The sequence below is a fragment of the Bradyrhizobium oligotrophicum genome, assembly GCF_051168495.1.
GTDB lineage: Bacteria > Pseudomonadota > Alphaproteobacteria > Rhizobiales > Xanthobacteraceae > Bradyrhizobium > Bradyrhizobium oligotrophicum_A.
This window is the reverse complement of record NZ_JBNPVB010000007.1, coordinates 214,627-234,427: the sequence shown is the minus strand read 5'-3', so window position 1 is coordinate 234,427 and position 19,801 is coordinate 214,627. Positions and strand designations below refer to the sequence as shown.

20 protein-coding genes are annotated in these 19,801 nt (G+C 65.4%); 13 read left to right on the top strand and 7 right to left on the bottom strand.

Annotation, left to right across the window (positions count from 1 at the left end):
* Window positions 1-185 precede the first annotated feature (185 nt).
* On the top strand, window positions 186-860 hold the full coding sequence (locus tag ACQR1B_RS16180; RefSeq protein WP_434832511.1) for a Crp/Fnr family transcriptional regulator: 675 nt from the start codon (window positions 186-188) through the stop codon (window positions 858-860).
* Between the two features lie 45 nt (window positions 861-905).
* Window positions 906-1,859 (top strand): GDP-L-fucose synthase, encoded by a 954-nt coding sequence (gene fcl, locus ACQR1B_RS16175; protein WP_434832510.1) that lies wholly within the window; start codon window positions 906-908, stop codon window positions 1,857-1,859.
* Between the two features lie 19 nt (window positions 1,860-1,878).
* Here the strand turns inward: fcl and ACQR1B_RS16170 are convergent, their stop codons facing one another.
* Window positions 1,879-2,796 carry an AraC family transcriptional regulator gene (locus ACQR1B_RS16170; protein WP_434832629.1) on the bottom strand — a complete coding sequence of 306 codons (918 nt, stop codon included), beginning with the start codon at window positions 2,794-2,796 and terminating at the stop codon, window positions 1,879-1,881.
* 136 nt (window positions 2,797-2,932) lie between these two features.
* Here ACQR1B_RS16170 and ACQR1B_RS16165 point away from each other — a divergent pair, with 136 nt between their 5' ends.
* Both ACQR1B_RS16165 and ACQR1B_RS16160 read left to right on the top strand, forming a co-directional pair.
* A complete protein-coding gene (locus ACQR1B_RS16165) occupies window positions 2,933-3,688 on the top strand; it encodes an SDR family NAD(P)-dependent oxidoreductase (protein ID WP_434832509.1) in 756 nt (251 codons plus the stop codon).
* Window positions 3,689-3,714: 26 nt separating this feature from the next.
* Window positions 3,715-4,509 carry an N-acyl homoserine lactonase family protein gene (locus ACQR1B_RS16160; RefSeq protein WP_434832508.1) on the top strand — a complete coding sequence of 265 codons (795 nt, stop codon included), beginning with the start codon at window positions 3,715-3,717 and terminating at the stop codon, window positions 4,507-4,509.
* On the opposite strand, the gene ACQR1B_RS16155 is transcribed toward ACQR1B_RS16160, so the two are convergent.
* On the bottom strand, window positions 4,497-5,363 hold the full coding sequence (locus tag ACQR1B_RS16155; RefSeq protein WP_434832507.1) for a uroporphyrinogen-III synthase: 867 nt from the start codon (window positions 5,361-5,363) through the stop codon (window positions 4,497-4,499). The two genes, ACQR1B_RS16160 and ACQR1B_RS16155, sit on opposite strands and share 13 nt — an antisense overlap.
* Before the next feature lie 156 nt (window positions 5,364-5,519).
* Here ACQR1B_RS16155 and purU point away from each other — a divergent pair, with 156 nt between their 5' ends.
* On the top strand, window positions 5,520-6,383 hold the full coding sequence (purU, locus tag ACQR1B_RS16150) for a formyltetrahydrofolate deformylase (protein WP_434832506.1): 864 nt from the start codon (window positions 5,520-5,522) through the stop codon (window positions 6,381-6,383).
* Window positions 6,384-6,396: 13 nt separating this feature from the next.
* On the opposite strand, the gene ACQR1B_RS16145 is transcribed toward purU, so the two are convergent.
* Entirely contained in the window at window positions 6,397-6,651 is a 255-nt protein-coding gene (locus ACQR1B_RS16145; protein WP_434832505.1) for a hypothetical protein, read from the bottom strand.
* A 314-nt stretch (window positions 6,652-6,965) separates the two neighbouring features.
* Here ACQR1B_RS16145 and ACQR1B_RS16140 point away from each other — a divergent pair, with 314 nt between their 5' ends.
* From ACQR1B_RS16140 to ACQR1B_RS16115, 6 genes are all read left to right on the top strand, one after another.
* Window positions 6,966-8,147 carry an ABC transporter substrate-binding protein gene (locus ACQR1B_RS16140; RefSeq protein WP_434832504.1) on the top strand — a complete coding sequence of 394 codons (1,182 nt, stop codon included), beginning with the start codon at window positions 6,966-6,968 and terminating at the stop codon, window positions 8,145-8,147.
* A gap of 239 nt (window positions 8,148-8,386) precedes the next feature.
* Complete coding sequence (locus ACQR1B_RS16135; protein WP_434832503.1) at window positions 8,387-9,256, top strand: branched-chain amino acid ABC transporter permease; 870 nt, start codon at window positions 8,387-8,389, stop codon at window positions 9,254-9,256.
* A gap of 7 nt (window positions 9,257-9,263) precedes the next feature.
* The gene (locus tag ACQR1B_RS16130; protein ID WP_434832502.1) at window positions 9,264-10,301 is read left to right on the top strand and encodes a branched-chain amino acid ABC transporter permease; all 1,038 of its coding nucleotides are present in this window, start codon (window positions 9,264-9,266) and stop codon (window positions 10,299-10,301) included.
* On the top strand, window positions 10,298-11,044 hold the full coding sequence (locus tag ACQR1B_RS16125) for an ABC transporter ATP-binding protein (protein WP_434832501.1): 747 nt from the start codon (window positions 10,298-10,300) through the stop codon (window positions 11,042-11,044). Before ACQR1B_RS16130 ends, ACQR1B_RS16125 begins: the two co-directional genes overlap by 4 nt.
* Window positions 11,044-11,760, top strand: a complete 717-nt coding sequence (locus ACQR1B_RS16120) for an ABC transporter ATP-binding protein (RefSeq protein WP_434832500.1) — start codon at window positions 11,044-11,046, stop codon at window positions 11,758-11,760. The genes ACQR1B_RS16125 and ACQR1B_RS16120 overlap by 1 nt, the downstream gene beginning before the upstream one ends.
* 448 nt (window positions 11,761-12,208) lie before the next feature.
* Window positions 12,209-13,327, top strand: coding sequence for a cobalamin-independent methionine synthase II family protein (locus ACQR1B_RS16115; protein ID WP_434832499.1), 1,119 nt, complete (start codon window positions 12,209-12,211; stop codon window positions 13,325-13,327).
* Window positions 13,328-13,373: 46 nt separating this feature from the next.
* Here the strand turns inward: ACQR1B_RS16115 and ACQR1B_RS16110 are convergent, their stop codons facing one another.
* The gene (locus tag ACQR1B_RS16110) at window positions 13,374-14,504 is read right to left on the bottom strand and encodes an acyltransferase family protein (protein ID WP_434832498.1); all 1,131 of its coding nucleotides are present in this window, start codon (window positions 14,502-14,504) and stop codon (window positions 13,374-13,376) included.
* A gap of 112 nt (window positions 14,505-14,616) precedes the next feature.
* Entirely contained in the window at window positions 14,617-15,309 is a 693-nt protein-coding gene (locus ACQR1B_RS16105; RefSeq protein WP_434832497.1) for an SGNH/GDSL hydrolase family protein, read from the bottom strand.
* 378 nt (window positions 15,310-15,687) lie between these two features.
* On the opposite strand from ACQR1B_RS16105, the gene ACQR1B_RS16100 reads away from it, so the two are divergent.
* Both ACQR1B_RS16100 and ACQR1B_RS16095 read left to right on the top strand, forming a co-directional pair.
* Window positions 15,688-17,001, top strand: coding sequence for an MFS transporter (locus ACQR1B_RS16100; RefSeq protein WP_434832496.1), 1,314 nt, complete (start codon window positions 15,688-15,690; stop codon window positions 16,999-17,001).
* Entirely contained in the window at window positions 16,998-17,927 is a 930-nt protein-coding gene (locus tag ACQR1B_RS16095; protein WP_434832495.1) for an amidohydrolase family protein, read from the top strand. The genes ACQR1B_RS16100 and ACQR1B_RS16095 overlap by 4 nt, the downstream gene beginning before the upstream one ends.
* 14 nt (window positions 17,928-17,941) lie before the next feature.
* Here ACQR1B_RS16095 and ACQR1B_RS16090 read toward each other — a convergent pair whose 3' ends face one another.
* Window positions 17,942-18,862 (bottom strand): SMP-30/gluconolactonase/LRE family protein, encoded by a 921-nt coding sequence (locus ACQR1B_RS16090; protein WP_434832494.1) that lies wholly within the window; start codon window positions 18,860-18,862, stop codon window positions 17,942-17,944.
* Entirely contained in the window at window positions 18,859-19,800 is a 942-nt protein-coding gene (locus tag ACQR1B_RS16085) for an amidohydrolase family protein (RefSeq protein WP_434832493.1), read from the bottom strand. Before ACQR1B_RS16085 ends, ACQR1B_RS16090 begins: the two co-directional genes overlap by 4 nt.
* Window position 19,801: the final 1 nt, after the last annotated feature.

Below are 19,801 nucleotides of genomic sequence, written 5' to 3'. Positions count from 1 at the left end.
CCGCATCTCAGGCCCGCCCCTTGGCGATTCGCGCCGGAATGGGCCGGCCGAATGCGGTGGTCCTGGATAGGAGAAAGCGCTATCAGGAACTGTCTTGTGCCCGACAATTCGCAGGCAAAATTCACCCGAGGCGTTGCTGCGATGCAATATGATGGCTGTGAGATTCGACGAGACGAGATGGCGGCTTGATCTCTTCCGATACCCTTCTGCGCATCGCGCCCTGGTCGTGTCATCTGAAGCCGGAGGAGATCGATGTGGCCTCGGCCGGCGTCGTCGAGCGCTCCTTCGCGGCCAATGAGCATATCTTTCTCCGCGGCGACCAGTTCGAGTACTGGACGGGCATCGTCACCGGCCTGGCGCGCATGAGCACGGTCTCGCGCGGCGGCAAGGCGACGACGTTCACCGGCATGTCGGCGGGGGCCTGGTTCGGCGAGGGCAGCGTGCTCAAGAACGAACCGCGCCGCTACGACGTGGTCGCGCTGCGCGACACGCGCGCGGCGCTGATGGAGCGGCCGACCTTCATGTGGCTGTTCGAGAACAGCGTCGGCTTCAATCGTTTTCTCGTCACTCAGCTCAACGAGCGGCTCGGTCAGTTCATCGGCCTCATCGAGGTCGGCCGCACGCTGGATGCGACGGCGCGGCTGGCGCGCAGCATCGCCTCACTGTTCAATCCCATCCTCTACCCGAATACGACCCGTCACCTGGAGATCACCCAGGAGGAAATCGGCGCGCTGTCCGGCTTGTCGCGGCAGAATGCGAATCAATGCCTGAAGAGCCTGGAGCGCGAGGGTCTGTTGCGGGTGGAATATGGGGGAATTACGGTGCTCGATCTCGACCGTCTGCGCTGCTACGGAGACTAGATCTGCTGTACGTCCGAATGGACGAGGTACGTCAGGAGTTGGCCCGTGACGTCAAATTTTGACCTCGCCGGAAAGCGCGTCTTCGTCGCCGGCCATCGCGGCATGGTCGGCAGCGCGCTGGTGCGTCGGCTGGCGGGCGAGGACGTCGAGCTCGTCACGGTCGCGCGCAGCGAGGTCGATCTGCGCGATCAGGCTGCGGTGTTCGCATGGTTTGCGAAAACCAGGCCCCAGGTCGTGTTCCTCGCTGCCGCCAAGGTCGGCGGCATCGTCGCCAACAACACGCTGCGCGCCGAGTTCATCTACGACAACATCGCGATCGCCACCAACATCATCCATGCGGCGCATGTGAACGGCGCGGAGAAGCTGATGTTTCTCGGCTCTTCCTGCATCTATCCGAAGCTCGCAGCTCAGCCCTTGCGCGAGGACTGCATGCTGACCGGCCCGCTGGAGCCGACCAACGAGCCCTATGCGATCGCCAAGATCGCTGGCATCAAGATGGTCGAGGCCTATCGCAGCCAGTATGGCGCCGACTTCATCAACGTGATGCCGACCAATCTCTACGGCCCTGGCGACAACTACCATCCGGAATACAGCCACGTCGTCGCGGCGCTGATCCGGCGCTTCCATGAGGCCAGGCTGTCTGGCGCCCCCGAAGTCGTGGTCTGGGGCACCGGCACGCCGCGGCGCGAATTCCTTTATGTCGACGACATGGCCGACGCCTGCGTGCATCTGATGAGGACCTATTCGGGCTCGGAGCTGGTCAACATCGGCACCGGCGAGGACATCACCATTGCCGATTTTGCGCGCGTCGTTGCGGCAGCCATCGGCTATCAGGGACGGATCAGCTTCGACACCTCACGGCCCGACGGCACGCCGCGCAAGCTGCTCGACGTGTCCAGGCTCGCGAAGCTCGGCTGGCGCGCCACGACGTCGCTGGAGGAGGGCATCGCGCGCGCATATCAATCGTTCATCGAGGAGGCGGGGCGGGGCCCGGGGTAGCGGCCGTGCGCGACCCCCGTCATTCGATCGCGCGTCGCTCGGCGGCTGCTTGCACGGCCCCTGTCTTGCTGCGCACCGCCTTGATCTCGCGGACCGGCGACGAGCCGAACATCCGGCCGTATTCGCGCGTGAATTGCGGCACGCTCTCATAGCCGACGGCAAAGGCCGCGCTGCCTGCGGTCATGCCTTCCGCCAGCATCAGCCGTCGCGCCTCGATCAGCCGAAGCTGCTTCTGGAACTGCAGTGGCGACAGTGAAGTGAGGCTGCGGAAGTGCTGGTGGAATGACGACGGGCTCATGCCCGCGATGGCCGCCAATTGTTCGACCCTCAAGGGCCGCGCAAACCCGGTGCGCAGCACCGCCACCGCGCGTGCGATGCGCTGCGCGTGGCCGTCCGGCCAGCCGAGACGACGGATCGCCGTTCCATGCCGGCCGGTCAACAGCCAGTAGTGCATCTCGCGCAACAGCTGTCGCTGCAGCACCGGGATCGATTCCGGCCGATCGAGCATACGCATCAGACGCAGCGCAGCATCGGCCACCTCGCGATCGGTCGGGTCGACCCGGACCGGCGCGTGATCGTCTCCGCCGGCGTCACCCATCTGTGCCGAGAGATCGGTGAGAATCGCCGGATCGAGCTCGAGCACGAGCGAGAGATAGGGCGCCGCGACGCTTGCGCGCGTGATCTGGCTGACGGTCGGCACGTCGGCCGTGATCAGCAGCGAATCCCCAGCGGAAAAGCCAAAGCCCTGGCGGCCCATCGTGACGTGCTTGCTTCCCTGCACCACGAGGCAGACCAGAGGCCGCGAAATCGCGTAGAGCAGACCGCTCGGCGCGGTCGCCCGCACGGTCATCAGACCCGGGATCGGTGTTTGGCCAATACCGGCGGCATCGGCATGGGCTTCGGCGTGGCGGCCCACGGCATGAAGGAGCGTGCTCATCATGGTCCGAGCCTAACCGGCCGGCGCCGGCAATGCACCGCATTTTGGAGGATTGGGCAAGAAGCGGCGAGCTTCCGGCAACAAAGGCGCGTGCCTGGCCGATATCGGGATGGTCATGACCGCAGGAGTTCAGACCATGACCAAGATTGCCCTCGTGACCGGTTCGAGCCGAGGCCTCGGCCGCAATACCGCGCTCAACATCGCCCGCCACGGTGGCGACGTCGTTCTCACCTATCAGAGCAGAGCGGACGATGCCCACGCGGCCATGGCGGAAATCGCTGCGCTGGGCCGCAAGGCCGTCGCCTTGCAATTGGACACGGGTGACGTCGCAGGTTTTGCATCGTTTGCCGAGCGGCTGCGAACCGCGTTGCGCGAGACCTGGGGGCGAGAGACGTTCGACCATCTCGTCAACAATGCCGGCCATGGCGACCATGCCTTGATCGGCCAGACCACCGAGGCGCAATTCGATCGTCTGGTCGACGTCCATTTCAAGGGTGTCTTTTTCCTGACGCAGACCCTGCTGCCACTGCTCGCCGATGGCGGCCGCATCGTGAACCTGTCCTCCGGCCTGACCCGGACGTCGTTTCCCGGTTACGCCGCCTATGCGGCGGTCAAGGGCGCGGTCGAGGTTCTGACCCGTTACATGGCCAAGGAACTGGGGAGCCGCGGGATCGCGGTGAACACGGTGGCGCCCGGCGCGATCGAGACCGATTTCGGCGGCGGGGCGGTTCGCGACAATCCCGAGGTCAACAAGGTGTTTGCGGACATGACCGCGCTCGGCCGCGCCGGCCTGCCCGACGACATCGGGCCGATGATCGCGAGCCTGCTGTCGGAGGACAATCGCTGGTTCAACGCGCAGCGGATCGAAGTGTCGGGTGGACAGGGCATCTGACACGCACGAACCCCGGGAGATCGCCCATGTCAGTTGCTGCAGAACCCGCCGGCACGATCGATCGGCTCTACGTGCTGGATGCCGGGGTCGCGGTCGCGCCGGATCGATCGGTTTATACGCCGGGACGGTGGGAGGGCGAACAGGTCACACTGAGCTGCAACGCCTACCTGATCCGTCGTGGCGGCGCCTGGATCATGTGGGACACCGGCATCGAGGATATGATCGCAGAAGAGGCCGGTGGCCGCATCATCGCTCACGGCATCAGGGGCGCGGTGGCGCGCCCGATCGTCCGCCAACTTGCCGATATCGGACTGGTGCCAGAGGACGTGGCGACGGTCATTCTGTCCCATGCCCATTTCGACCATGTCGGCAATGCGCGGCTGTTCGCGCATGCCACGTGGCACATCCAGCGGGACGAGCATCGGGCGATGTTCGGTCCCAACTATCGACAGCATGGCTATGAGCCTCTGCTCTATGAATGCCTAGAGCAGGCAAAGGTCGAACTGATGGACGGAGACCACGACATGTTCGGTGACGGTTCGATCCGTGTGATCGCGACCGCCGGACATACGCCGGGGCACAGTTCGCTGCTGGTCCGCCTCGCCAACACCGGGCCGATCCTGCTGTCAGGCGACGTTGCGCACGACCGCTACAACATGGAGCATCGCTGCGTGCCGACCATGAACGCCGATGCGGAGGCCTCGCAACGATCGATGGCGCGCGTCGACGCCATCGTTCGGGCCGAGGGGGCGCAGCTCTGGATCAACCACGACATCTTGCAGAACGCGACGATCGCGCACGCGCCGTCCTACTTCGATTGAGTTCCGCCCGGTTGGTTCGTCGCCGGCCGCGGCGGCTTGCCACGGAGCGCCGTCGCCATCGCCGAGATCAGCGGCTTCATGAAATAGGCCTCGCCTGTCGGGACAATCGACGGCGTGAGTCCATGCGAAGCAAGCTCCTCCGTGACCACGGGCCCGACGGAAGCGATCGTCGTGCGCGCCAGTCCCTGCCTTAGCCGATCCTCCACGCCGTGCGCCTTGGCGACATCAAACAGTCGCCGCGGCTGTCCGGAGCTCGTCAGCGCGATCGCGTCGACCTTGCCCGCGGTCATCTCGTCGATCGCGGTGAGGATGTTCGCATCGGCCGCCTTGGCGTCGTAGACATAGGGCAGCACGGGATCGACCTCGGCGCCGGTGGCCTCGATGGTGCCGATCAGCGCTGAATGGTCCTTGTCGGGATAGAGCTGCAGGCCGAGCCGATGGCCGGCGAGATCGTATCGCGACAGCAGTTCAGCCACGCCTTCCGACGTCGGCTTCTCGGTCGTGACCTGCGGCTCGAGCCCAAGCTCGCGCAAAGCACGCCCCGGCTTTGGGCCACGGGTGAATTTGCGCGCCTGTCCGAGTGCGGCGATGAACTCGGCCTCGACGCCGATCCGGCGCACCACGGTCATCAACCTGCGCAGACCCTCGCCGGTCATCAACACGAGGTCGTCGAACGGTCGGTCGATGCCGCGGCGGATCCACGCCTCGATCGGCGCCGGGTCCGGCGCGTCCTGGATCGTGAACATCGGACATTGCAACACGTCGGCACCCTGCTCGACGAGCAGCCGCGAGAACTGCGCTTCCTCGCGCGTTTCCAGGATCAGGATGCGGTTGCCGGTCAGCCGGTCAGCCATGGCCACGTTCCATCATCAGAGGTGATCTTTTGTTCATCCTGCCCCCGCGTCGAGCGTTGGCGCAAGGGCGTGGAGGGTGATAGAGCAGGGCCGAAACGGCCGCCAAGCCTGCCGCATGATTTCAGATCCTCCCCATCCGCCCGGTACGCCATCGCCATGCCCGACCACCAGTATGTCCTGACCCTGTCCTGCCCGGACCGTCCCGGGATCGTCTCGGCCGTCTCCACCTTCCTCGCCCATAACGGGCAGAACATTCTCGATGCCCAGCAGTTCGGCGACTTCGAGACCGGTCATTTCTTCATGCGTGTGGTGTTCACGGCCGCCGATCTCGCGGTCAACCTGCCGTCGCTGCAGACCGGCTTCGCCGCCATCGCCGAGCGGTTTGCGATGGACTGGCAGATGCGCGACCGCGCCGGCAAGCGCCGCGTGATGCTGCTGGTGTCGAAGTTCGACCATTGCCTGGCCGACATCCTGTATCGCTGGCGCACCCGCGACCTGTCGATGATCCCAACCGCGATCGTCTCCAATCATCCGCGCGAGACCTATGCCGGGCTCGATTTCGGCGACATTCCATTTCACCACATGCCGGTGACCAAGGAAACCAAGCGCGACCAGGAGCAGGCGGTCCTGAAACTGGTCGACGACACCCAGACCGATCTCGTCGTGCTGGCGCGCTACATGCAGATCCTGTCCGACGAAATGTCGGCGAGCCTGTCCGGCCGCTGCATCAACATTCATCACTCGTTCCTGCCCGGTTTCAAGGGCGCCAAGCCCTATCACCAGGCCTATGAGCGCGGGGTCAAGCTGATCGGCGCCACCGCGCATTACGTCACCCGCGATCTCGACGAAGGCCCGATCATCGACCAGGACGTCGAGCGCATCAGCCATCGCGACACCCCGGACGATCTCGTGCGCAAGGGCCGCGACATCGAGCGGCGGGTGCTGGCGCGGGCGATCCGCTATCATCTCGAGGACCGCGTCATCCTCAACGGCCGCAAGACCGTGGTGTTCATGGACTGATCGGCTCAGGCGTTCAGCGGCCTGGAGCTGCCGCCTGCGCGTTGGCCTTGGACTGCGTCTCCTTGTCGCGCTCGGCCGCCGGAATCTGCCGCTCGCGTTCGCGCTCCTGCATGAAACGGTCGTATTCGGGCGTCCCCGGCCGAGGGGGAGCGCCGGCCGGCAGGCCGCCGGCCCATTGCGGGATCATGTCGCCCATCCCGGCTCCGACCTTCTCATTGATCGACGAGCAGCCGGCAAGGACCGGCGCAGCGAGGGCCAGCACGGTCATCGCGGCAAGCGACCTCGCGCGAATTGCAGTCCTGGCCGGCATGGAGGGGTGACCTTTCATCGTCGCGAGCGACTCTCACGGTTTGCCATGAATTGGTAAAATTTGGCCGTTCGAAGTCGGAGTAATATATTACCCGTTAAACTTTCCTGTCCCGGGTCCGGAAACCGACAGTCCGTGAACGCTTCCATGAACGCCATTGACAAGATCGTGCCGAGTCCGCAGCGATGCGCGCGCGATATCGTGAACGACATCGCCTAGGTAAGACAACAATGGCCGGGGGCTGCGGTCCTGATCCGACCAGGGAGGTGGTTTCAATGTTCGTGCGAATCAAGACACTGACGCTCGCCGCCAGTGCGGCATTGGCCGCGGCTGCGCTCGCGTCCGGTGCGGCGCGGGCCGAAGACGTGTTCAAGATCGGCCTGATCGTGCCGATGACCGGCGGCCAGGCGTCGACCGGCAAGCAGATCGACAATGCGATCAAGTTGTACATGCAACAGAACGGCGACACCGTCGCCGGCAAGAAGATCCAGGTCATCCTCAAGGACGACGCCGCGCTGCCCGACAACACCAAACGGCTGGCACAGGAGCTGATCGTCAACGACAAGGTCAACGTCATCGCGGGCTTCGGCGTGACGCCTGCGGCCTTCGCGGCGGCGCCGCTCGCGACCCAGGGCAAGATCCCCGAGGTCGTGATGGCCGCCGGCACCTCCATCATCACCGAGAAGTCGCCCTACATCGTCCGCACCAGCTTCACGCTGCCGCAGTCCTCCACCATCATCGGTGATTGGGCGGTCAAGAACGGCATCAAGAAGGTCGCTACGCTGACCTCCGACTACGCGCCCGGCAATGACGCGCTGGCCTCGTTCAAGGAACGCTTCGTTGCCGGTGGCGGCGAGATCGTCGAGGAAGTGAAGGTCCCGCTGCAGAACCCGGATTTCGCGCCGTTCCTGCAGCGCATGAAGGATGCCAAGCCGGACGCGATGTTCGTGTTCGTCCCGGCCGGGCAGGGCGGCAATTTCATGAAGCAATATGCCGAGCGCGGGCTCGACAAGGGCGGCATCAAGGTAATCGGACCAGGCGACGTCACCGACGACGACCTGCTCAACGACATGGGCGACGCCGTGCTCGGGACGGTCACCGCGCATATTTATTCGGCCGCGCATCCCTCGGCCAAGAACAAGGAGTTCGTCGCCGCCTACAAGAAGGCCTTCGGCAGCCGTCCCGGCTTCATGGCGGTCGGCGGCTATGACGGCATCCATCTGATCTATGCGGCGCTGAAGAAGACCGAGGGCAAGACCGACGGCGATGCTCTGATCGCTGCGATGAAGGGCATGGCCTGGGAGAGCCCACGCGGCCCGATCTCGATCGATCCAGAGACGCGCGACATCGTCCAGAACGTCTACATCCGCAAGGTCGAGAAGGTCGACGGCGAACTCTACAACGTCGAGTTCCAGACCTTCGACGCCGTCAAGGATCCGGGCAAGGCGAAGAAGTGACGCGATAGCGTCGTGAGGGCGGAGCGCACGGCGGCTCCGCTCCCTCCCCCGCTTGCGGGGGAGGGCCGGGGTGGGGGCGCCCCACGGCACACTGTTTGTGTGGAGAGAATTCCCCCACCCGGATCGCATCTTCGATGCGATCCGACCTCCCCCGCACGCGGGGGAGGCGCAGACCGAGCAAGCGTTGTAGGCGTACCCTTCCATTGAAGGGATGAGACCGGGGACCGACGTACACTTCGATGACCTCCATCCTCACCAACCTGTTCGACGGGGTCGCCTACGGCATGCTGCTGTTCGTGCTGGCCTGCGGGCTCGCCGTGACGCTCGGCCTGATGAACTTCGTCAATCTCGCGCACGGCGCCTTCGCCATGGCCGGCGGCTATGTCTGCGCCGTGCTCGTCAACCGGATCGGCTGGCCGTTCTTCGCCGCGTTGCCGATGGCCTTCGTGGCGAGCGCTGTCATCGGGGCCTTGCTGGAGCGAACGCTCTATCAGCATCTCTATGCGCGCAGCCATCTCGACCAGGTGCTGTTCTCGATTGGGCTGGTGTTCATGACGGTCGCGGCCGTCGACTACATCATGGGCTCCTCGCGCATCTTCATCAAACTGCCCGACGTTCTGCAGGGCCAGTTCGACGTCTTCGGCGTCGGCATCGGCCGCTACCGGCTGATGATCATCGTGATCTGCGGCCTGCTCACGGTGGGGCTGCAACTCGTGCTCTCCAAGACCCGGTTCGGCAGCCGGCTGCGCGCCGCCGTGGATGATCCGCGCGCGGCAAGCGGGCTCGGCATCAACGTGCCGCAGGTGTTCGCCTTCACCTTCGCGTTCGGCTGCGGGCTCGCCGGCCTCGGCGGCGCGCTCAGCGCCGAGATCCTCGGCCTCGACCCGTATTTCCCGCTCAAGTTCATGATCTACTTCCTGATCGTGGTCACGGTCGGCGGCTCGTCCTCGATCACCGGACCGTTCCTGGCCTCGCTCTTGCTCGGCATCGGTGACGTTGCCGGCAAGTATTACGTGCCGAAGCTCGGGCCGTTCGTGATCTATACGATCATGATCGTGATCCTGATCTGGCGTCCGAACGGCCTGTTCGGCCGCACGGCGACGCGGTGAGGATCGCATGACCACGAATGCACAAACCGAAGTCGGCATCCTCGCCAGGCAGCATGGCCGCTGGCATTGGAGCGAGTTCGCGTTCTGGATCGTCGTGCTGGCGGTCGGCCTCGCGTTTCCGTCGCGCTATCTGATCATGACCGAAATCCTGCGGCTGGCGCTGTTCGCGCTGTCGCTGGACCTGATCCTCGGCTATGCCGGCATCGTCTCGCTTGGGCACGCGGCCTTTTTCGGCGTCGGCGCCTACAGCGCTGGCCTGTTGTCGGTGCACGGCCTCATCAATGAGCCGGTGCTGGCGCTGATCGTCGGCGGCCTCGCGGCGATGGTGCTGGGCTTCGCGACGAGCTTCCTGGTCATCCGCGGCGTCGACCTGACGCGGCTGATGGTGACGCTCGGCATCGCGCTGCTGATGGAAGCGCTGGCGGAGCGCTTCTCCAACATCACCGGCGGCACCGACGGCCTGCAAGGCATCGACATCCAGCCGATCTTTGGAATGTTCGCCTTCGACATGTTCGGCAAGACCGGCTTCTTCTATTCACTGGCCGTGCTGTTCGTGCTGTTCCTGCTGGCGCGGACGATCGTGCATTCGCCGTTCGGCCTGTCGCTGCGGGCGATCAAGAACAACCCGCTGCGCGCAGCCGCGGTCGGCATTCCCGTCAACAAGCGGCTGATCGCGATCTACACCGTCGCGGCGTTCTACGCCGGCATTGCGGGCGCGCTGTTCACCCAGACCACGGCGCTGGCCTCGCTCGACGTGTTCTCGTTCGAACGCTCCGCCGACCTCGTGCTGATGCTGGTCATCGGCGGCTCCGGCTATCTCTATGGCGGGCTGATCGGCGCCGCCGTGTTCCGGATGTTGCAGGAGCTGTTCCAGTGGATCACGCCGCAATATTGGATGTTCTGGATCGGCCTCGTGCTCGTGATCATCGTGCTGGTCGGCCGCCATCGCATCCATGCCTATGCGCTGTGGCTGCCCAATTTGATCCTTCGGCAGATCGCCGGCCGCAAGGCCGCGGTGGCCCTCACCGATAACGAGGCGCCATGACCTACGCCTTGGAAACTCGCGGCCTCGACAAGCATTTCGGCGGCCTCCACGTCACCCGGGATCTGTCGCTCAAGATCGCGCCCGGCGCGCGGCATGCGCTGATCGGCCCGAACGGCGCCGGCAAGACCACCGTCATCAATCAGCTCACCGGCGTGTTGGAGCCGAGCGCAGGCCGCATCCTGCTCGAAGGCCAGGACATCACCGATCTGCCGGTGCACAAGCGCGTGCTGCGCGGCCTGTCGCGCACCTTCCAGATCAACCAGCTCTATCCCGACCTGACGCCGCTGGAGACCATCGGGCTCGCTGTGTCCGAGCGGCTCGGTGGCGGCGGCAATTGGTGGCGGCGCATGGGCACGCGCGACGACATCAATGCCGAGATCGCCGAGACCCTGGAGCGCTTCCGGCTGCTCGACGTCATGAACGACCGCACCTCGACCTTGCCCTATGGCAAGCAGCGCCTGCTGGAGATCGCCGTTGCCATTGCCGCCAAGCCGCGCGTGCTGCTGCTCGACGAGCCCGCCGCCGGCGTGCCCGAGGGCGAGCGTAAGGACATTCTGGCTGCCGTCGCCGCGCTGCCGCGCGAGGTCACGGTGCTGCTGATCGAGCACGACATGGACCTCGTCTTTTCCTTCGCCGACCGCATCTCGGTGCTGGTCTCCGGCGCGCTGCTGGTCGAGGGCACGCCAGAGGAGGTCGCGCGCGATCCGCAGGTCAAGGCCGTCTATCTCGGCGAGGCGGCGTGATGACCGATCTGCTCACCATCGAGAACCTACGCGCCGGCTACGGGCAGGCGGTCGTGCTGCCGAACATGTCGCTGAAGCTGCCGGAGGGACAGGTGCTGGCATTGCTCGGCCGCAACGGCACCGGCAAGACCACGCTGATCAATTCCATCGTCGGCGTCGTCAGCCGCTTCTCCGGCACGCTCGCGCTTGGTGGGACCGACATCACGGGCCTGCGCGCCGACCAGCGTGCCCGCGCCGGCATCGGCTGGGTGCCGCAGGAGCGCAACATCTTCCGCTCGCTCACGGTGGAGGAGAACATGACCGCGGTGGCGCAGCCCGGGCCGTGGACGGTCGAGCGCGTCTACCAGATGTTTCCGCGATTGAAAGAGCGTCGCAACAATTTCGGCAACCAGCTCTCCGGCGGCGAGCAGCAGATGCTGGCGATCGGCCGCGCGCTCACGTTGAACCCGAAGGTGCTGCTGCTGGACGAGCCGACCGAAGGTCTTGCGCCGATCATCGTCGAGGAACTGCTGGCTGCGATCGGCACCATCAGCCGCGCTGGCGGGCTGTGCTCCATCATCGTCGAGCAGCATGCGCAGAAGCTGCTCGCGCTGGCCGACCGCGTCGTGATTCTGGACCGTGGCGCCATCGTGCACGACGCGCCATCCAGCGCGCTGAAGGCCGATCCGGCGCCACTGGAGCGGCATCTCGGGGTGGCCAGCGCCGCCGCGCATTGATCCTTGCGACCGGCTTGAACGGTCGCGGGGATCGCGCCATCTTTGGTTGTGACAATAGAGAGGTTCGTGCATTTTTGGGCATGGGCGCGATTGCGGTGCGCGAGGCGGCCTTTGCGCCGCGGTATGCAGGAATTCGCTATGGGCGGGGGCAATCGGCGAAGCGCAGTTGATCAATCGGCCAGCCGCCGCCCGCACCGATGTCTCCGTTTTGATGCGCTTGTCGCGAAATTGCCCCCGTGATGACGTCGGGCAGGCCAGCCGCAGATGTGGCTGGGGGCCACCCCGTTCCGCCTGGGAACTCTCTTCCAAACGGAATTGTATACCGACCGGATACGAGGTAGGGGATTGACCCTGTCCATGACGCTTTGCCCGGATCGCACGCCAGAGCAGATCGAAACCGGCCCAACAACCATATTCAACAAATCGACCGCTTCCAAGGAGTGAGCACATGCAACGCACCAAGCCCCCATTCCGCGCCGACGAAGTCGGCAGCCTCCTGCGCCCGCAGAAGATCAAGGAGGCCCGCGCCAAGCTGGAGAAGGGCGAGATCTCGGCCGATGATCTGCGCAAGATCGAGGACATGGAGATCGAGAAGGTCGTGCACCGCCAGGCCTCGACCGGCCTCAAGCTTGCGACTGACGGCGAGTTTCGCCGCTCATGGTGGCATTTCGACTTCCTCGCCAAGCTGACCGGCTGCGAGCTGTTTCATCCGGACACCGGCATCCAGTTCACGGGCGTGCAGACCCGTCACGATGCTGTGCGCGTGATCGGCAAGCTCGACTTCCCGGCCGATCATCCGATGCTCGACCATTTCCGCTTCCTGAAGAAGCATGCCGACATCGCGCATGTGACGGCGAAGATGACGATCCCCTCGCCGGCGGTGCTGCACTTCCGCGGCGGCCGCAAGTCGATCTCCAAGGACGTCTATCCCGATCTCGACGCCTTCTACGAGGATCTCGGCAAGACCTACCGCAAGGCCGTGAAGGCGTTCTACGACGCCGGCTGCCGCTATCTGCAGTTCGACGACACCGTGTGGGCCTATCTGTGCTCGCAGGAGGAGCTGCAGAAGGCCAGAGAGCGCGGCGACAATCCGGATGGCCTGCAGCAGATCTATTCGCGCATCATCAACTACGCGATCGCCGATCGTCCTGCCGACATGACGATCACCACCCATGTCTGCCGTGGCAATTTCCGCTCGACCTGGATCTCCTCGGGCGGCTACGAGCCGGTCGCCGAGACCATGCTCGCCAACACCAATTACGACGGCTACTTCCTGGAGTATGACAGCGAGCGCGCCGGCGGCTTCGAGCCGTTGCGCTTCCTGCCCAGGGGCAACAAGGTCGTCGTGGTCGGTCTCGTCACCTCGAAGGTCGGCGAACTGGAGAAGAAGGACGACATCAAGCGCCGCCTGGAGGAGGCCTCCAAGTTCGCGCCGCTCGAGCAGCTCGCGCTGTCGCCGCAATGCGGCTTCGCCTCAACCGAGGAGGGCAACATCCTGAGCGAAGAAGAACAGTGGGCCAAGCTGCGCCTCTGCGTCGAGCTCGCCGGGGAAATCTGGGGCAAATAATCGGTCGGGGCCGTGCCCGCCTGAACGTCGGGCGTGTCTGTGTCGTTCAGCGATTGGGGAGCGGGGCCGGACCAATCCGCCCCGCTTCTTCTTTGCGCAGCAGCGCCTGGCGGATCAGCCGCTGCGCCGGGGCTTCGAACCAGCGATAGGTGAGGTAGGCCGCGGTCAGGGTTGACGCGGCGAAGCCGATCCAGAACAGATGGTTCACGTAAGGAATCGGACGGCCGAGCGATGCGAACACCAGCGCAATCATGAGCTGGATCGGGAAGTGCAGCAGATAGCACGAGTAGGTCATGTTGCCGGCGGTTTCCAGCACGGCCTCGACCCGTCGGGGCAAAACGATCGGTCCGGAGCAGCAGAACAGCAGGAGCGGCGCGGTGATCAGCAGTAGCGGTGCAGAGAGCTTGGCGAGGTCGATACCGGCGAGCCAGAGCGTCACGGGCACCGCCACGGTCGCGCATGCAGCCATCGCTTCCAGGTTTCGCCGAAACGGAGCGTCGGCGACGGCTTGCCGGGCCATCGCGGCAAGTCCGCCCGCATAGAAGAAGACGAAGCATTTTCCGATCAGCGTGCCGCTCGCGATCCCGGCCAGGATCACCGCGAGGTTGACCACCGGCGATGCCGGCAAGACGCGCAGCGTCAGGAAGAACGCCGCATAGACCAGAACCTCGACCGACACCGACCAGATCGGTCCGTTGAAACTCGAGCCGGTGACCGCCAGCCACTCGCTGGCCATGAAGAGCTGCGCGACGAAGTGGAAGACGTCGTTGTCCTGATAGACGAAGAAGAAACCGCGATGGGCAAAATAGATGGCCTGCAGCCCCGCGACCAGGAGCAGCGTCGAGACATGGAGCGGGTAGAGCCGCGACAGCCGGTTGACGAAGAAGGTCCATCCGCCGACCGTGCCGTCGGTGATGCTGGTGTTGTACTTCCAGAAGAAGATGAAGCCCGAGATGCACCAGAAGATCACGACGCCGTATTCGCCGGCTTCGTAGAACGGAAAGAATACGCTGTAGAACGGCTGCTCGCTTCTGACGAAATCCACCGGTCTGTTGGCCAGATAGGCAAAGTGCTGGTAGTGCCACAACAGCACCGCGATCGTGGCGAGGAAGCGCAGCACCTCCAGTCCGAGGAGCTTGTGGGTTCCAGGCGATGTCGACGTTTGAGGCAGGGCCATGCGTTGATCGTGAGCCGTCGCGACGGGATGCGCAGGGCTGATCCTAACGGTACGGAAGTGAAGGATTGTTTTCGCCGGTATTGTTTTCTTGGGGCGCGGTTCACTCGCGACGTCAGCCGCAGGCGAGTTCGGTTCCCCGCTGGACCGTCTGGTTCCAGGACCGGTAGCCGTCCGCATTCAGATGAATGCCTTCGAGCGTGAACGGCGCCTCCATCGGCGGCAGGGGCAGCAGGGTTGCGCCGGTGCGCCGGGCAAGGTCCGGCAGCACGGCGTGATAGCCCGTGACGATCGACATGACGGTCTTCTCCATCGCCGGCGTCAACGGGCCGCGCGCCTCGACCGGGGGAAACGCGACGATGTAGAGGCGCGCGGTCAGCTTCGACAGTTCGCGCAGCAAGGCCTCATAGCGTCCGGCAAACACCTCGCGGGGGTCCGGATCGGAGATCAGCGCGTCGTTGATGCCGAGGGAGACGATGATGGCGAACGGCCGCTTCGGTCCGAGCGCCGGCTTCAGCCAGCCGGCGAGGTTGCTGAACGTCCCGGAGCCGGCAAGACCGGCGTTGACGATCGGATGGCCGCAGGCGCTGGCCGGCAGGGTCGCCGCCTCGACGATGCTGTCGCCGAGCACGATGATCGGGTCTTCGGGGCGGGCCAGCAGGTTATAGTGGACGACGATCTGGCGGACCGTGCGGTGATCGCCGCTGGACAGCTCCGCAGAGCGGCGCGCCAGCACGTAGGTTGCGGCTGCGGTGGCAATCACCGCAAACAGGACAATGCCGAGTCGTGCCTGCGTGTTGGTTGCCATGCTGCTTGTGATGCCCCTTGCTTGATCCAGCCGCGAGACGAGCGCCATGCGGCTGCAGCGCCCATGCGTGCGTGCCATCCGACGGCACCATGTCCTCATGCAACGCACGGACCCCAATCGCCCCATGCGCGACGCCCCGGCGATCGAGGATTCCCCGGCCGAACCGTCGGTGCTGGAGGCTAGCGTGGCGATCTGAAGGTCCGATTAATTCCACGGCATCTCGTCGTGGGATCCCCGCGATCATCCAGATCAGCGGGCCACCACGGCCGCCGTCCTCGTAGAATAAATGAAACGACGTTGCATTTTGTTGATTCCCCCCTATGATCCGGCGCAAAGGGCCGCCCGCAGGGCAGCGACAACATGTCACCAGGAGGGACCATGGAGAGCGAAGCCGCGCCCGCGGCGCCGGCGGTCGACATCACGCCAACGATGACGAAGGTGATGCGGCGCATCATCCCGTTCATCTTCGTCTGCTACGTCGTCAGCTATCTCGACCGTATCAATGTCGGCTTTGCCGGCCTGCAGATGAATCGCGATCTCGGCCTGACGCCGTCGCAGTTCGGCTGGGGCGCGGGGTTGTTCTTCCTCGGCTATTTCCTCTGCGAAATTCCCAGCAATCTGATGATGCAGCGGGTCGGTGCACGGCTGTGGATCGCGCGCATCATGATCAGCTGGGGCCTGCTGTCGACCTTCACCTGCCTGGTCACCGGGCCGGTGAGCTTCTCGGCGATGCGGCTGCTGCTCGGAATGGCGGAGGCGGGCTTCACGCCGGGCGTCTATTTGTATTTCACCTATTGGTTTCCCGGCGTCTGGCGCGGCCGGGCGACCGCGGCGTTCCTGGTCGGCATTCCCGTCGCCAACATGATCGGCTCGCCGATCTCCGGCGCCTTGCTGACGATGGACGGTTTCGGCGGCCTGGCCGGCTGGCAATGGCTGCTGATCATCGAGGGGCTGCCGGCCGTGCTGCTCGGCATCGCCTGCCTGTTCGTGCTGTCGGACGGCCCCAACGAGGCCAAATGGCTCGATGAGAACGAACGTCGCAACCTCGGTGCGCAATTGACCGCAGAGCAGGCGGCCTTGACGGCGCGGCACGGCAACACGCTGCGCGACGCCTTCGCCAATCCGAAGGTGTTCGTGCTGGCGCTGGTCAATTTCTGCGGCATCTGCGGCTCGCTCGGCGTCGGCCTGTGGCTGCCGCAGATCGTCCGCGGCTTCGGCGTGAGCTACGTCGCCGTCGGCTTCATTTCCGCGGCGCCTTACGCGCTCGGCGCCGTCTGCATGTTGCTGTGGGCGCGCCTCGCCAACCGTGCCCGGCACCGGCTGTGGTTCGTCTGCGGCGCACTCGCCACCGCCGGCGTCGCACTGTCGGTCAGTGCGAGCTTCAGCGCGCCGCTGGCGGCGATGCTGGCATTGACCGTCACGGTGGTCGGCATCCTGTCGTTCCAGGCGACCTATTGGGCGATTCCGTCGGGCTTCCTCACCGGCCGCGCCGCCGCCGCCGGCCTCGCGCTGATCGTGTCGATCGGCAATCTCGGCGGCTTCGTCGGCCCCTACATGATCGGCTATCTCCGGGAATCGACCAAGAGCTTCTCCACCCCGCTCTATGTCCTCTCGGCCATCGTGCTGGTCGGCGCGACCGTGATGTTTCTGCTCGGCGATCCCGCCGGCGACAAACCGAAGGAGATCGCATGATCAGCCGTCGCAGTCTGTTGGCCGCCAGTGCCATCGTCTTGGCAGGTCGCAGGACCGCCGCAGCCGGCTTCGTCCCGAACTCCGCGGGCACGGAGATGCCCAAGCTGAAAGCACCGGCCTATGCCTGCGACAGCCATCACCACATCTACGATGCGCGGTTTCCGGTCTCGCCGCATTGGCGCGGCGGCCGGCCCGATGGCGCCACCGCTGCCGACTATCGCCTGCTGCAGCAACGGCTCGGCGTCACCCGCCACGTCATCGTGCAGCCCTCGACCTATGGCGTCGACAACAGGTGCCTGCTCGACGCGCTCGAACAGTTTGGGAGCGAGGCCCGCGGCATCGTCGTCATCGACGAGACGGCCGGCGACGACGAGCTGAAGCGGATGGACGGGCTCGGTGTGCGCGGCGTCCGCGTCAACTTCCTGACGCCGCAATCCTGGGGCGTCACCACGGCGGAGCGTCTGGAGCAGACCGCCAGGCGGATCGCCCCGCTCGGCTGGCACGTTCAGGTGCTGATGTCCGGCGACCAGATCGCCCAGCACGAGGCGGTGCTGGCGGGACTTCCTGTGACGGTCGTGTTCGACCATCTCGGGCGGATTCCGCAGCCCAGCGGGCTCGGTCATCCCGGCGCTCAGGCGATGCTGCGCGTCGTTGAAAAAGGCCGCGGCTGGGTCAAGCTGTCGGAGCCCTATGCCGACACCAAGATCGGTCCGCCGCACTATCCGGACACGAGCGCCCTTGCGCGCGCCTGTGTGCTGGCTGCACCGGACCGCGTCATCTGGGGCAGCGACTGGCCGCATCCGACCGAAAAGGACAAGCCGGACGACGCCGTGCTGTTCGATCTGCTGTCCGACTGGGCGCCGGATGCCGCGGTCCGCGACAAGATCCTCGTCGCCAATCCGGCGAAGCTGTTCGGCTTCGCCTGACCGCGCGCAGCCTCTCAGGCGTGCGAATACATCGGCAGGCCGGGCGTATCGAGCTCGGCCCGCAGGATCGCGCCGGTGCGGCTTTCGGTGATGAACAGGCTGCGATTGTCGGGACCGCCGAACGCGAGATTGGTGGTGCCGACGCCGGCGCATGACACGATGCGGTCGAGCGGTTCGGCCATGGGGGATACGCGCCACACCGAGCCGAAGCCGGTGTGGCAGATCAGGAGATTGCCGTCGCGGTCGAGCGCCAGGCCATCCGGACCGCCGGGCCCGCCGTGCAGGTTGACGAACACGCCGACCTTGGTGGTGATGCCGCTTTGCGGCAGCGGAATGCGCCAGACCTGGTTGGCACGGGTCACGGCCACCAGCAGAAAACTCTCCTCGGGATCGACCACGATGCCGTTCGGACTCGGGACGGTGTCGACCAGGCAGCTCAGCCGGCCGTCGGTGCCGAGGCGCCAGACGCGGCCGGTCGGGTCGTGCATGCCGGTCTGCCCCTGGTCGGTGAAGTAGAGCGTGCCGGAGCGCCCGAACACCAGGTCGTTGACGCCCTTGAAGCTCTCGGTCGCAACGGTTTCGAGGAACGGCGTGACCCGACCCGTCTCGGGATCGAGCAGCATCAGGCCGCGCTTGTAGTCGGTGATGAAGATGCGCCCGTCGGCATGGATCTTCAGGCCGTTCGGCCAGCCGTCATATTCGGCAATCTGAGTCCACACGCCGTCCGGGCTGATCCGAAAGATCCGGCCGAACGGAATATCGGTGACGTAGAGCCGGCCGTCGCGATCGAAGGACGGGCCTTCGAGAAAGCTGTCGATGGCACGGCCGCCCTGATTGGCGTCGGCCCAGGCGCTGCGCCGCGCATGGCGGAACTGATCCGGCAGCCGGGTGAAGACCTGGGTGTCGATACGACGAGGCGGTGCGAACCAGCTCATGTTGGAAATCCATAGAGCTCCGCGGGCGAAGAGACCAGCACCCGCTGCAGCGCGGCCTGGTCCGGCATCGCGTTCGCCATCAGGTCGAACAGCTCGGCATCGTCGGGCTTGTCGTCGGCCTTGCGGGTCGGATGCGGCCAGTCGCTGCCCCAGACCGCGCGCTCCGGAGCGGCGCGGACATAGGCTGCGGTGATGGCGGCACTTTCGGCATAGGGCGACTTGCTGGTCAGATAGGCGCCGGAGAGCTTGACCCAGGTGTTGCCCTTGTCGAGCAGCCTGCGAATGATCGCATAGGATGCGCTCTTGAGGCCTTCGGCCGGCAGCGCACCGAGATGATCGATCACGATGCGCGACGGCAGCCTGGAGAGCATGTCCTGCGCCGCTTCGAGCTGCTGCGGCCGCATGTTGATCTCGCAGTGCCAGCCGAGCGCTGCCAGCCGCGCCGACAGTTTTTCGAGCGAAGCGACCGACAGCGGACCGGGGAAGGGCAGGTTGAAACGGACACCGCGGGCGCCGAGCGAATCGAGCCGCTTGAGCTCGGCATCGCTGACATCCTCGGCGACCACCGCCACCATCCTGAAATTGTCGGGACCCAGCGCCTTCATGGATGCGAGCTGCAGGCTGTTGTCCGTGCCATAGGTCGACGGCGTCACCAGCACGCCCCGCGTGGTCCCGAGACGTCGCCGCAGCGCCATGTAGTCATTCGGCGACGCGTCGGGTGGGGTGAGCGTCGCGCCGGGCGCCGCGGGATAGTTCGAATCGTAGGTATGGAAGTGACAGTCCGTCGCCTTCGGCGGCGCCTTTGCCGCAGGCGGCGCCGTACCGGCCGACCAGCGGACGGCGTCCGCCGATTGGGCGGTCGCAAGGCGCGGCAGCGTGGCGGCAGCCGCGGCGCCGATCAACAGGCCGCGGCGCGAGATGGCGGTGGATCGGCTCATG

Coding starts and splice junctions, on each gene's coding strand:
- ACQR1B_RS16095 (WP_434832495.1), top strand. CDS start 16,998: ATGATCAGCCGTCGCAGTCTGTTGGCCGCCAGTGCCATCGTCTTGGCA.
- purU (WP_434832506.1), top strand. CDS start 5,520: ATGCCCGACCACCAGTATGTCCTGACCCTGTCCTGCCCGGACCGTCCC.
- ACQR1B_RS16145 (WP_434832505.1), bottom strand. CDS start 6,651: ATGACCGTGCTGGCCCTCGCTGCGCCGGTCCTTGCCGGCTGCTCGTCG.
- ACQR1B_RS16100 (WP_434832496.1), top strand. CDS start 15,688: ATGGAGAGCGAAGCCGCGCCCGCGGCGCCGGCGGTCGACATCACGCCA.
- ACQR1B_RS16130 (WP_434832502.1), top strand. CDS start 9,264: ATGACCACGAATGCACAAACCGAAGTCGGCATCCTCGCCAGGCAGCAT.
- ACQR1B_RS16160 (WP_434832508.1), top strand. CDS start 3,715: ATGTCAGTTGCTGCAGAACCCGCCGGCACGATCGATCGGCTCTACGTG.
- ACQR1B_RS16115 (WP_434832499.1), top strand. CDS start 12,209: ATGCAACGCACCAAGCCCCCATTCCGCGCCGACGAAGTCGGCAGCCTC.
- ACQR1B_RS16140 (WP_434832504.1), top strand. CDS start 6,966: ATGTTCGTGCGAATCAAGACACTGACGCTCGCCGCCAGTGCGGCATTG.
- ACQR1B_RS16120 (WP_434832500.1), top strand. CDS start 11,044: ATGACCGATCTGCTCACCATCGAGAACCTACGCGCCGGCTACGGGCAG.
- ACQR1B_RS16135 (WP_434832503.1), top strand. CDS start 8,387: ATGACCTCCATCCTCACCAACCTGTTCGACGGGGTCGCCTACGGCATG.
- ACQR1B_RS16165 (WP_434832509.1), top strand. CDS start 2,933: ATGACCAAGATTGCCCTCGTGACCGGTTCGAGCCGAGGCCTCGGCCGC.
- ACQR1B_RS16105 (WP_434832497.1), bottom strand. CDS start 15,309: ATGGCAACCAACACGCAGGCACGACTCGGCATTGTCCTGTTTGCGGTG.
- ACQR1B_RS16110 (WP_434832498.1), bottom strand. CDS start 14,504: ATGGCCCTGCCTCAAACGTCGACATCGCCTGGAACCCACAAGCTCCTC.
- ACQR1B_RS16170 (WP_434832629.1), bottom strand. CDS start 2,796: ATGAGCACGCTCCTTCATGCCGTGGGCCGCCACGCCGAAGCCCATGCC.
- ACQR1B_RS16090 (WP_434832494.1), bottom strand. CDS start 18,862: ATGAGCTGGTTCGCACCGCCTCGTCGTATCGACACCCAGGTCTTCACC.
- ACQR1B_RS16125 (WP_434832501.1), top strand. CDS start 10,298: ATGACCTACGCCTTGGAAACTCGCGGCCTCGACAAGCATTTCGGCGGC.
- ACQR1B_RS16155 (WP_434832507.1), bottom strand. CDS start 5,363: ATGGCTGACCGGCTGACCGGCAACCGCATCCTGATCCTGGAAACGCGC.
- ACQR1B_RS16085 (WP_434832493.1), bottom strand. CDS start 19,800: ATGAGCCGATCCACCGCCATCTCGCGCCGCGGCCTGTTGATCGGCGCC.